We start from the raw sequence: 12208 nt of genomic DNA on the forward strand, positions 1-12208 counted from the left end.
CGATGCGCGACGCCCGATCGCCCCGGCGGCTGACGCTGGCGCTGCTCGCGCTTGCATGCGGCGTGGCGGCAGCTTCGCTGTGCTTCGGCACCGTCGACCTGCCGCTCGCCCGCCTGTTTGCCGCCGCATCCGGCCGCGGCGATCATGTCGCGACCGTCATCCTCTTCGACCTGCGCCTGCCGCGCCTGCTGGTCGGGCTCGCGGTCGGCGCCATGCTCGGGCTCGCGGGCGCGGCGCTGCAAGGCTATCTGCGCAATCCCCTCGCCGAGCCGTCGGTGCTCGGCACCTCGAACGCCGCGGCGCTTGGCGCGGTCGCCGCGCTCTATTTCGGGCTCGCCAATCTTCACCCTGCGGCGCTGCCGCTGCTGTCGATCGTCGGTGCGCTGCTGTCGCTCGCGCTGCTCTTCGCGCTCGCGGGCCGCTCCGAAAGCCCGCTGACGCTGATCCTCGCCGGCATCGCCGTCGGCACGCTCGCGGGGGCGGGCATCAGCCTCGCGCTCAACCTGTCGCCCAACCCCTTCGCGGCGATGGAGATCATGACCTGGCTGATGGGCAGCCTCGAAAATCGTTCGTTCGGCCATTTGTGGGCGGCGCTGCCGTGCATCGGCGCCGGGATGGCGCTGCTGCTGTGGAACGGGCGCGCGCTCGACGCGCTGACGCTGGGCGAGGACGGTGCGCAGGCGCTCGGCGTCGACCTTGCCCGCACGCGCCTGCGCCTGCTGCTCGGCACCGCGATCGGGGTCGGCGGCGCGGTCGCGGTGTCGGGCGCGATCGGCTTCGTCGGGCTGATCGTCCCGCATCTGATCCGCCCGCTGACCGACCGCAGCCCGTCGGCGATCCTGCTGCCCTCGGCGATCGGCGGCGCGGCGCTGCTGACGCTCGCCGACCTGGCGGTGCGGCTGATCGATACGACCAGCGAGCTCAAGCTGGGCGTCGTGACCGCCTTTCTGGGCGTGCCCGTCTTCCTGTTCCACCTGATGCGCGAGCGCCGGCTGTGGTGACGCTGACGCTCGATCATGTCGATGTCCGCCTCGGGCGGCGCCCCGTGGTGCGCGACGTCAGCGCGGCGCTGGCCGGGGGCACGCTCACCGGCATCGTCGGCCCCAATGGCGCGGGCAAGTCGACGCTGGCGTGCGCGCTGCTCGCGCTGGTGCCGAGCACCGGGCGCATCCGCATCGACGGCGCCGACGTCGCCGCGATGCCGCGCGCGACGCTGGCGCGATGCGCCGCCTATCTGCCGCAGGGCCAGACACTCCACTGGCCGCTGACCGTCGAGCGGCTCGTCGGGCTCGGCCGCCTGCCGCACCTCGGCCCGATGTCGCGCCCGGGCGCCGCCGACCTCGCCGCGATCGAGCGCGCGATGACGCGCGCCGGGGTGCTCGACCTGCGGGATCGCGACGCGACCCACGTGTCGGGCGGCGAGCGCGCGCGCATCCTTCTCGCCCGCGCGCTGGCGGTCGAAGCGCCGATGCTGGTCGCCGACGAACCGCTCGCCAGCCTCGACCCCGGCCACCAGATCGACGTCATGGACCTGCTGCGCGGCGAAGCGCACGGCGGCGGCCTCGTCATCGCGGTACTCCACGACCTGACCATGGCGGCGCGCTATTGCGACCGGCTGCTGCTGATCGACAAGGGCGCGATCGTTGCCGACGGTCCGCCCGCCGCGGTGCTGACGCGCGCGAATCTGCGCGCGGTCTATGGCATAGAGGCCGAGGTCGACCTTGGCGGCGCCTGGCCGACGATCACCGCGCTGGGGCGCAGCCGCGAATGAGCGGCGCGCTGATGCTGCAAGGCACGGGATCGGATGTCGGCAAGTCGGTGCTCGTCGCCGGGCTGTGCCGCGCCTGGACCAACCGCGGCCTGCGCGTCCGCCCCTTCAAGCCGCAGAACATGTCGAACAACGCCGCGGTGACGGCCGACGGCGGAGAAATCGGCCGCGCGCAGGCGCTTCAGGCGCTTGCCTGCCGCGTCGAACCGCACAGCGACATGAACCCGGTGCTGCTGAAGCCGCAGGCCGACCGCAGTTCGCAGCTGATCGTCCACGGCCGGGTGCGCGGCACGCTGGGCAGCAACAATTTCCGCGAAGCACGCGGCACGCTGCTGGCCGATGTGATGCAGAGCCACGACCGGCTGCGCGCCGAATGCGACCTCCTGCTCGTCGAGGGCGCGGGGTCGCCCGCCGAGATCAATCTGCGCGCCGGCGACATCGCCAACATGGGTTTCGCGCGGGCGGCGGGGGTGCCGGTGGTGCTGGTCGGCGACATCGACCGCGGCGGCGTGATCGCGTCGCTGGTCGGCACGCGCGCGGTGATCGACCCCGCCGACGCCGCGATGATCCGCGGCTTCCTGGTCAACAAGTTTCGCGGCGACCCGGCGCTGTTCGCGGACGGCTATCGCGCGGTCGAGGCGCGGACCGGGTGGCGCGGCTTCGGCATCATTCCCTGGCTGCCCGCCGCCGCCCGCCTGCCGAGCGAAGATGCGGTGATCCTCGACCGGCGCTCCATGCCCGACAGCGGCCGCCGGATCGTCGCCTGCCCGATCCTGCCGCGCATCGCCAATTTCGACGACCTCGACCCGTTTCGGCTCGAACCCGGCATCGAGCTCGTCATGGTGCCGCCCGGGCGCCCGATCCCCGCCGAGGCCGCGATCGTCGTCCTGCCCGGATCGAAGGCGACGATCGCCGACCTCGCGGCGGTGCGCGCCGAAGGCTGGGACATCGACATCCGCGCGCATCATCGGCGCGGCGGTCTGATCGTCGGCCTGTGCGGCGGCTATCAGATGCTCGGCCGCCGCATCGCCGATCCGCACGGCATCGAGGGGGTGCCGTCGGAGGTCGAGGGGCTCGGCCTGCTCGACGTGACGACCACCCTCTCCCCCGTGAAGGTCCTGCGCCGCGTCCACGGCGAAGCGCTGGGCGTCCCGGTCGAGGGGTATGAGATGCACATGGGGGAGACGCGCGGCCCCGGCACCGCGGCGCCCTTCGCCAGGCTCGACGGAGGCGGCGCCGACGGCGCGATCGACCCGGGCGGAACGGTGATGGGAACCTATCTCCACGGCCTGTTCGCCGCGCCGGCGCTCCGCCGCGCGCTGCTCGCCCATATCGGGGTCGCGGCCCGCGCGCACGACCATGGCGCCGACGTCGATGCCGCGCTCGACGCGATCGCCGAAACGCTGTCGGACCATATCGACATCGACGGCCTGCTCCGCCTCGCTGCCAGCTGACAAAGCGCCGTTCGAGCCTGTCCGGCCTCGGCCGTCCTGTTTCGGCCGGCCGCCGGCGCGATCAGACCGCGCCGGGGAAGGGGTTCTTGCCGCCCTCGGCGGTCCAGCGCTCCATTTCCTGCTCGAACATGTCGAGCGGCACCGACCCGAGGCTCAGCAGCTTGTCGTGGAACCAGCGCTGGTCGAAGGCGGGACCCAGCGCCGCTTCGGCCTTCGCGCGCTGGCGGCGGATGGCCAGCTCGCCCAGCTTGTAGGCGAGCGCCTGTCCCGGCCAGCTGATATAGCGGTCGACCTCGGTCTCCACCTCGTGCCGCGACAGCGCGCTGTGATCGGCGAGGTAGGCGATCGCCTGATCGCGCGTCCAGCCATAATGGTGGATGCCGGTGTCGATGACGAGACGGCAGGCGCGCCAGATTTCGTAGGACTGGCGGCCGAACTCCTCATAGGGCGTGCGATAGATGCCGATCTTGCTGCCCAGCCATTCGGTGTAGAGCCCCCACCCCTCGCCATAGCCCGAAAAATAGGTTTGCTTGCGGAACTCGGGCCGGTCGGGAACGGGCGCCTCCATCGCGATCGCCCCCTGCAGGCTGTGCCCGGGGGTGCATTCGTGGAGCGTCAGCGCCGGAATCTGATACAGCGGGCGCGACGGCAGGTCATAGGTGTTCATCAGGCACGCCTCGCGCCCGCCGCGGCCCGCGGTGAAGAAGGGCGCGATCGCATCGGGCACCGGCCGGATGGTGAAGCGGTAGCGCGGCAGGAAGCCGATGGTGGTGCGGAGCAGCCCGTCCATCCGCTTGGCGGTATAGGCGGACACGCCCATCAGCTCGTCGGGCGTCCGCGCATAGAATTGCGGGTCGGTGCGCAGGAAATGGATGAACGCCTTGAGGTCGCCCTTGAACCCGGCGGCTTCCCGGGTCTTCTCCATGTCGGCGGTGATGCGCGCCACTTCTTCGAGGCCGATGCGGTGGATCTGCTCCGGGGTGAGGTCGGTCGTCGTATATTCGCGGATCTGCGCCTGATAGAAGGCCTTGCCGTCGGGCATCGCCTCGGCCGCCAGCGTCTTGCGCGCCTGCGGCAGATATTCGTTGCGATAGAATTCGAGCAGCTTCGCATAGGCGGGGACGATCTTCTGCGCGATGATCTGCCTCGCCTCGGCCTGGATCGCGGCCTTCTCGCTCGCCGGGATCGCGGCCGGCAGATCGGCGAACGCCCCCCAGAAGGGATTGCCTTCGGGATCGGCGACCATATGCGCCTCGATCGACTTGTCGCGCCCCGCCAGCGTCACCCCGGGCACGCTGAAGCCGCGCTTCAGCCCCGCGCGCATATTGACGATCTGCTCGTCGAAATAGCGCGGCAGGTCGGAAAGACGGGCGAGGTAGCGCCGATATTGCGCCTCGGTCCGATACGGGGTGCGCGCCGCGATGCCCGCCCAGAACTGGCTGTCGGCGTTGAACGGCATTTCCCAGGTGCGGAACCGCCCGTTGGCGACGAACGCCTCCAGGCTGGTGCGGAACACCGCGGCGTTGATCCGTTCCTCGGGCGACAGCCGGTCGACCGGAATCCGGTCGAGCGCCTTCAGAATATCCGCCCAATGCGCAACGCGCGCCTGCTGGCTCGCGGCATCCACCCTGGGGAAATGGTCGAGCGGCCCGGTCTCGTCATCGCCGCGCCAATGGCCCAGCTCGGTACCACGCCACGCCCATTCGGCCTCATAGAGCGCGCGAAGCTGCTCGTCGGCGCTGTTCGCCGGCGCCTGTGCCTGCGCCGCGACGGGCGCTGCAAGCGCCAGCACTGTCAGCCACGAATAAGTATAGCGCATCCGTCTTCTCCCCCGCTCCTGTCGATATCACACGCGCACGGCGCGCGTGATCGCGATGGGCTGCTCGAGAATCTGGCCGGTCATGACCGGCGATTGCGACGCCCCGTTCGTTCTTCTCTGCTGGATCGCCCGGACGATGTCCATCCCCGCGGTCACCTGTCCGAAGGCTGCGAATCCCAGCCCATCGGGATGGCGCCCGCCGCCGTAGTCGAGCGCCGGGGAAGCATCGGCGCAGATGAAGAAGGTCGCACCCGACGCCGTCCCCAGCGCTCCACGCGCCAGCGATATGGTGCCCGCCACGTGCCGCAGCCCGGTCTGCCGTGTGTCCTCGTGCGCGATCGGCGGAAAGCTTTCGACACCCGGCGCCGTGACGGCCTGGATGACCGAGATTTTCTGATCCGATAGATCATTGTCCTCGCGCACCGCGCGAAAGAAGTGCGCGCCCGTATATTTGCCGGCATCGACATAGCGCAGGAAATCGCCGCCCGACAGCGGCGCCACATCGTTGCGAACTTCGATCACGATCGTCCCCAGCGGCGTCAGCAGCGCGACGCGCGGGCGGTGGACGAGTGTCGGACGCGGCGCGGCGCAGGCCGAAACCGTCGCGGCGAGCGACAGCAGCACCGCGCGGCGGCCGAACCCCGTCGCGGTCATTTGTCGGTCGCCACGCTCCGCAATTGCGTCGCCGTGCGCAAGCTGCCGAGTTCCTGCTGGCTTTGATGATGCAATCCGGCCGGCAGATGCTCCTCCCGCAGATGCTCGAGGAAATAGCTCCACATCCGCCGCTGGGCATAGCCGGTCAGCGCGTGCCCCTCCTGTGGCATCAGCACGGTATCGAAGTCCTTGTGCGCGTCCTGCAGCGCCTGCATGAACTGGAAGACACCGGCGGGATGCACCCAGAAATCATTGAGGCCGTGGATGATCAGCAACTTGCCCCGTAGCCGGTCGGCATGGGTCGCCAGTGCCTGCTGCTCGTAATTATTCCCGTCGGGCATGCCCTGAAAGCGTTCGCCCCAGCTATGCCAGAACAACCGCTGGTCAGCGTTCATTCCCCCGGCGACGCCAACCTTGAAGAATTCGGGGAAGCGCAGCATCGCCATTGCAGTCATGTAACCGCCCCCCGAAAATCCATAGATCCCCGTCCGTTCGAGGTCGATCGACGGCTCACGGTCGGCGAGTTGGCGAAGGCCGGCGACATGGTCGGCCAATTCGCTCGCATGGTCGATCTGGCGCCACGCATGTTCGTGAAAGGCGCGCGAGCGCTCGGGCGTGCCGCGGCCGTCGATGATCGCGACGATGAAGCCCAGTTCCGCAAGCGACGCGGCCTCCAGATAGGCGCGGCTTGCCGTCCGGTGCGGCACATTGGCCATCTGCGGCCCGCCATAGATGTAATCGATGACCGGATAGCGCTCGCCGGCGGTCCAGAAGGACGGTTTGAACAGCAAGCCGCTGATCGGCGTCTTTTCGTCCGCCGCGACAAGCTGCACCGGTGTCGGCCAGCGCCAGCCCTGCGGCATCGCCGACGTATCGGCGCGCGCGATCGACAGGACCGCGCGGCCGTCGAGGTCGATCACGTCGCTGTCCGCTACGCCGTCGACCCGTCCGGCAGTGCGCATCAGATAGCGCCCGCTGGGCGACAGCGCCGTCGGCCAGTTGACGCGCCTCTCGGGGTCGACCGTGATCCGCGCGCCAATGTTCGGGATCGCGGCAAGATCGGCGTCGCGCTGCTCCAGCAGGCGCGTTCGGCCGCTCGCCAGTTCGACATAAGCCAGTTCGCGCTGATAGGGATCGCCGCCGGGGCGCGTGCTGCCGCGTGAGAAGATCAGCCGTCGCCCGCCGTCTGCCAACCCGATCACCTCGCGGACCGGCGTGCTGCCCTTGGTCAGCTGCCGCTTCATCCGTCCCGTTTTCAGGTCATAGACGTAAAGCTGTCCAATTCCCGAACGCTGCGAATACCAGACTATGTCCTCGCTGCCGGGCAGCGGCACGATCGGCACCGGATCGAAGAAATTCGCCCCCAGCTCCAGCCAGGCCTCGTTCGTCTCCGTAAAGACGGGTCGGGTAGCGCCGGTGACGGTATCGAAGGCAACGACAGTCACCCGCCGCTCGTCGCGCGCGACATCGACGAAATAGGCCTGGTTCGCGGACCCGAACCAGGCGAGGTTGCTCGAAATCGGCGGGTGATTCATGCGGACCGACGGCAACGCCGGATAGTCGGCGCGCACGATCCGCCCCGACGCGACGTCGATCGCCATCATTTCGAACATCGGAACATGGGGGTCGCCCGGCAGCGCGACCCGCCGGCTGTAGGCGACGGGCCGCGGCGAGCCGTCCTTCGGCGCGAAATCGACCATCGGCAGTTCGGCAACATTCCGCTCGTCGAGCCGCGTCGCCAGCAACTGGCGCGAATCGGGGGACCAGGCGACCTGCACCGGGGCGGCCGGATTGCTCAGTGCGTCGGTGTCCGCGCCATAGGCATGGAAGCGCTCGCCATCGCTGGTCAGCGGCCGGTCGCTTCCCGTCGTCAGGTCGCGCAGCCAGATATCGTTCCCCTTGCGATAGGCGCCAAGGCGGCCGTCGGGCGACACCGACATCGGTGCCGGGGCGACATCACCCAATGCGATCAGGTCGGGCTGCCCTTCGCCATAGCGCCAGCGCTTGCCAAGCGCATCGAACGTCATCCCGCGCAGATTCGCGTCGAACCGGAGGTCGGACAGCGGAAGAGCACTCGCAGCCACCGACTTGCCCGAGGCGCGGGTCAGCGCGGCGGCCACCGCGTCATGATCGAAGGCATCCCGCTGCATGCGCCGCTCGACATCGGCGATCAGAAACCGCTTCCCGCCCTCCTCCTGCCGTTCGAACCAGAAGATATCGGTGCCGTTGATCCAGTTCGGCCTGATGGTGAGGTTCCGAAGCAGGCGGACGTTGGCGCCTTGCAGCACGGCGGCGCGCGTATAGCGGTCGCGCAGGACCTGTTCGGAGGTCGGCGCGCCTTCCATCGCCTGCGCGGGTTGCACCGGAAGCAGCAACGTCGCCAGCAGCAGGCCTTTCCAATGGCGAGAAACAGCCATCTTCACATCCTTTGAAAAGAGATTGAAAGATATCGGGCCGGGCGGGGCTAGAACGTCACCGAACCGCCGAGGAAGAAGACGCGGCCCAGCGCGTCGTACAACCCTGACCGCGCCGCCTGTACGGCTTCGGGCAGGACCGGCGGATTGGCCGCGGTCACATTGTTGACCCCCGCGAAGAGTGAGACGGATTCCGAAACGCCGTAACCGAGGTTCAGGTCGAGGTAGAATCGGGCGCTCGCATCGTTGCGATCACGGAATTCCCTGCTCGCCTGCTGGTCTGCCTTTGCGGCGCTGATGAAGCGTCCGACCGCGCCGATCGACCACGGCTTGTGCGAATAATTGACCTGGGCCGTTCCCCGGAAGCGCGGATTGCTGACCTCGCCATCCTCGACCAGCAGGGTCGTCGGATCATTGGCCCGGCCGAGCAGTTCGTTCTTCAGCAGATAGGTGCCGTTGAACAGCAGTTGCAGCCGCCCTACGCCGAGCGCATGCGTATAGCCGATCTGTGTGTCGACCCCCGAGGCGTCGAGGCGTCCGACGTTGATGACGTTCTGGCGCACCAGCGTGATCGAATGAGCATTGCCGTTGCCGATGCGGTCGAACCCGCCGCGCTCGATCAGCGAGCAATAGACATTGTCGAGCGATGAAGCGTCGTAGCAGCTGTTCGCGGCGGTCTGCGCATCGATCGAGCTGGTCGCGCCGTTGATACGGATGCGCCACCAGTCGGTCGTCCAGGTCAGTCCCGGCAGGAAAGCCGGCGTCAGGATCAGGCCCGCCGTATAGGACGTCGACTTTTCTTCGTGCAGGTCGCGATTGCCGCCGGTCAGCAGCGATTTGGTGGACCCGATCGTCGGATCGACATAACCCACCGGCACACCCGCTGCGCGGCAGTTTCTGGTCCGGTTGTCGCTCGCGTTGATCAGCGCCGCGGTGCAGGGATCCTGCAACGTGCCGATCGTCCCGAGCACGCCCGGATTATAGAGCTCGAACAGGTTCGGCGCACGCACGCTGCGCGCCACCGAGCCACGGATGCGAATCGTGTCGTTGAAAGCCCAGTTGGCGCCGGCCTTCCACGCGACGGTCGAACCGATCGTGCTATAATCGGACGCGCGCGCCGCAGCCTCGATTTCCAGCGACTTGAAGAAAGGGCGGTCGGCAAGCAGCGGCACCACGACTTCGCCGAACACCTCTTTCACCTCGAAGCCGGCATCGACCGGCTGCGTGCCGGTCATGAACAGGATCGCACCGCTGAGCGCCAGCGCATCGTCCTGCCGCTGCAGGCGCTCGCGGCGCCATTCGCCGCCGAACGCCGCCTTCACCATCCCGGCCGGCAATTCGAGCACGTCGCCCTTGAACTGCACGCCCGCCAGATCCTGCGTCTGCTGGAAGAAGGTCTTGAGCACCGGCTTGAAATAGTCGAGCGCCTGCGCGCTGGAGACGGTCTCGCCCAGGATGTTCACCGGCAGGCAGCCGGCGGCGCGCGCCGTTGCACTGCGGCAGACGGGGTCACCGGTGACGGGATCGCTGATCACGTCAATCGCCTCGGCATAGCGTGCGGCAATGCGGCGCCCGGTCGTCTGCGTGTTCTGGCGATAACTGCCGTGCTGCGCGAAGGCGGTGTAGCTCCAGCCATTGTCCAGATGGCCTTCGATCCCGCCCGCGACTGTCAGGACGTCGGCGTCTGTCCGATCGTTGCGCACGCCCTGGTCGCGGCTCGACCGCGTCACGGTGATCTGCTGAACACCATTGTCGATCATCAGGTCGCGCAGCGCCTGCGGCACGAACGGATTGTCGATGCGGATCGTCGACCCCAGATCGAAATCGCCGACGCCGGGCGAGTTCGCACGCTTGTTGGCATATTCGAAATCGACGAACAGCCGCATGTCGTCGGCGACCTCATAGCCGAGCCGACCGATCGCCGACACGGTCTGGACCTGTCGGCGCAGATAATCGAAATCGACGTTGTTATAGCCGTCACCGCCCTGTGCGACCGACCCGAACACGCCGTTGGGCGCGGCGTCGTGCCGCGTCAGGCGGAGCTGGCCCTGATCGACGACGTATCGCTTTCCGCCGAGCGCGAACACGCCGTCATAGGCATAGGCGGGAAAGACGGCGTCGGTATAGACGATCTGGTCGAAAATGCCGTCCTTGGGACCCGTATTCTTGGGGTTGGCGCTCAGCGTGATGTCGCCGTTCTCGCGATAGAAGCGCCGCTGCAGCGTCCGCAGCGGTTCGACACGCTGATAGGCCACGCCCAGCGTCACCGATCCGCGCCCGTCGACGAAACGGCCGCCGCCGATCACCGATGCGACATAGTCCTTCGATCCGCCTTCACCGGTCACGCCGACGCGCCCGTTCGCCTGCAGGCCTTCGAAATCCCGCTTCAGGATGACGTTGACTGCACCGGTGACGGCGTCGGCACCGTAGATGGCCGACGCACCGCCGGTCACGATCTCGACCCGCTCGATCAGGGCCGCGGGATAGATCGACATGTCGACAGCGGAGGATACCGGCGATCCCGACACGCGACGGCGACCGTCGATGACGGTCAGAGTGCGATTGACGCCGAGACCGCGCAGATTGAGGAACACCTGCGTCGAATTGCGCGATCCTTCGCCCACGGAAATCGATGGCGTCTGCATCAGAAGATCGCCGATATTGGCGACGCCCGAATTCATGATCCGCTTGTCCGACAGCGTGGTGACGGGCGATGCGGCTGCCACCGCGCTGCGCTCGACACGCGACCCGGTGACGATGATTTCCTCACCGTCAGGCACCTCGTCGGGGCCGGTTTCCGTCGCCGGGGCGGGAACGGCACGCCGCGAGGGCGCCGCAACGGGCGCGGAAGTCTGGGCGACGACGCGGGCGGGCGTCGGCGCCATGCGCGTGCCGACATCGGCGTTCGCCAGCGTGATCGTCGTCCCGTTGTCCGACACCACGCGCAGGCCGGTGCCGGCAAGTAGTTTGCGGAGCGCTTCGCGCACGTCGTGCGATCCGACGAGCCGCGGTGTCGTGATCTTGGACAGCGTGCGGCCCGGCGCCACGATGCGAACTCCGGCCTGCCTCGCGAATTCTGGGATCGACCTGGACCCGCTCTGTTGTTCGAGATTGAAGGTCCGCTGCTGCGCCGCGGCAGCCGCGGGAAGCGCCAGACCGACTACAGCCGCCCCGCAAATCAGGGCCGCACGCATCTTTTCCATCGAAATCCCCCTCCATATGGATGCGCCCCCGGACCGGACGCCTCCCTCCGTATCTATTGTTGCGCGGGGGAAGATGTTTCCGCAGCAGACGGGAGATTTTTTTGGGCATCGCGGGTCAACACGATTCCCCGTGAATCGGGATATGCCTTCAAATCAAGGCTTTGAGCGACAGCACGGGCAAATCCCAGCGGATCGTCCGCCGGATATAGCCCGGTGATCGTCTCCTCCGCGATCGCCTCGTCGGCGAAACGGATGCGCTGATCGCTATAGCGGGCGAATTCGGCGGCGGCTTCGCGAAGCGGCTGATTCTCGAACACCAGATTGCCGTCGCGCCATGCCAGTTCGCGCCCGAACGCGTTCTTGTCGACCGAGGCCGTCCGAATGTCGTGGTCCGGGCCGATGTCGGCGCGCATGCCGGCTGCAAGGCGGCGCGACCGCATCTGCCCGCCTTCGCGCACGCGCACCTCGACGATTCCTTCCGATACGATGATCCGGGTCGGCTGGCCGGGCAGACGCCGCACCACGAAGCTCGTTCCCACCGCCTCTACTTCGGTATCGCCGGCGATCACCACGAAAGGGCGCGCGCGATCCTTGGCGACATCGAACACCGCTTCGCCATGCTCCAACGTGACGCGCCGCCGCCGCTCGGTCATGCGAACCTTGACCGCGGTGGCCGTATTCAGGGTCAAGCGCGAGCCGTCGGAGAGCGGCATCGATCGCACTTCGCCCCGCTCGGTCGCATAAAGGCCCGATAGCGTGCGCCAATAGGATTCGCCGAACAGCACGGCGATCGCCGCGGCCATCCCGACCCCGCCTGCCCGCGCCAGAAAGCGCCGCCGATCCGGTCCGCGCGCCGCCCCCTGCCCGCCGGGCTCTGCCATGGAAAGCATCGCCTG

General features: G+C 68.1%; 8 protein-coding genes. 3 read left to right on the plus strand and 5 right to left on the minus strand.

The features are described 5' to 3' along the window. The first annotated feature begins 2 nt into the window (after positions 1-2). The 3 genes from AC2S9W_RS03645 to AC2S9W_RS03655 are packed head-to-tail and all read left to right on the plus strand — an operon-like array spanning position 3 to position 3222. Positions 3-1001, plus strand: coding sequence for a FecCD family ABC transporter permease (locus tag AC2S9W_RS03645; RefSeq protein ID WP_486572056.1), 999 nt, complete (start codon positions 3-5; stop codon positions 999-1001). After that, entirely contained in the window at positions 995-1771 is a 777-nt protein-coding gene (locus tag AC2S9W_RS03650; RefSeq protein WP_286749902.1) for an ABC transporter ATP-binding protein, read from the plus strand. The genes AC2S9W_RS03645 and AC2S9W_RS03650 overlap by 7 nt, the downstream gene beginning before the upstream one ends. Further along, positions 1768-3222 (plus strand): cobyric acid synthase, encoded by a 1455-nt coding sequence (locus tag AC2S9W_RS03655; RefSeq protein WP_286749901.1) that lies wholly within the window; start codon positions 1768-1770, stop codon positions 3220-3222. Before AC2S9W_RS03650 ends, AC2S9W_RS03655 begins: the two co-directional genes overlap by 4 nt. A 61-nt stretch (positions 3223-3283) precedes the next feature. Here the strand turns inward: AC2S9W_RS03655 and AC2S9W_RS03660 are convergent, their stop codons facing one another. From AC2S9W_RS03660 to AC2S9W_RS03680, 5 genes are all read right to left on the minus strand, one after another. After that, positions 3284-5041, minus strand: coding sequence for a DUF885 domain-containing protein (locus AC2S9W_RS03660; protein ID WP_286749900.1), 1758 nt, complete (start codon positions 5039-5041; stop codon positions 3284-3286). 27 nt (positions 5042-5068) lie between these two features. Continuing rightward, on the minus strand, positions 5069-5695 hold the full coding sequence (locus tag AC2S9W_RS03665; protein WP_286749899.1) for a peptidylprolyl isomerase: 627 nt from the start codon (positions 5693-5695) through the stop codon (positions 5069-5071). Then, on the minus strand, positions 5692-8112 hold the full coding sequence (locus tag AC2S9W_RS03670) for a S9 family peptidase (protein WP_486571640.1): 2421 nt from the start codon (positions 8110-8112) through the stop codon (positions 5692-5694). Before AC2S9W_RS03670 ends, AC2S9W_RS03665 begins: the two co-directional genes overlap by 4 nt. 47 nt (positions 8113-8159) lie before the next feature. Further along, positions 8160-11156 carry a TonB-dependent receptor gene (locus AC2S9W_RS03675; RefSeq protein WP_286749897.1) on the minus strand — a complete coding sequence of 999 codons (2997 nt, stop codon included), beginning with the start codon at positions 11154-11156 and terminating at the stop codon, positions 8160-8162. Between the two features lie 209 nt (positions 11157-11365). Further along, positions 11366-12115: a FecR family protein gene (locus AC2S9W_RS03680; RefSeq protein WP_286749896.1), complete on the minus strand. Its 750-nt coding sequence runs from the start codon at positions 12113-12115 to the stop codon at positions 11366-11368. Positions 12116-12208: the final 93 nt, after the last annotated feature.

This window comes from Sphingopyxis sp. 550B (assembly GCF_057401805.1).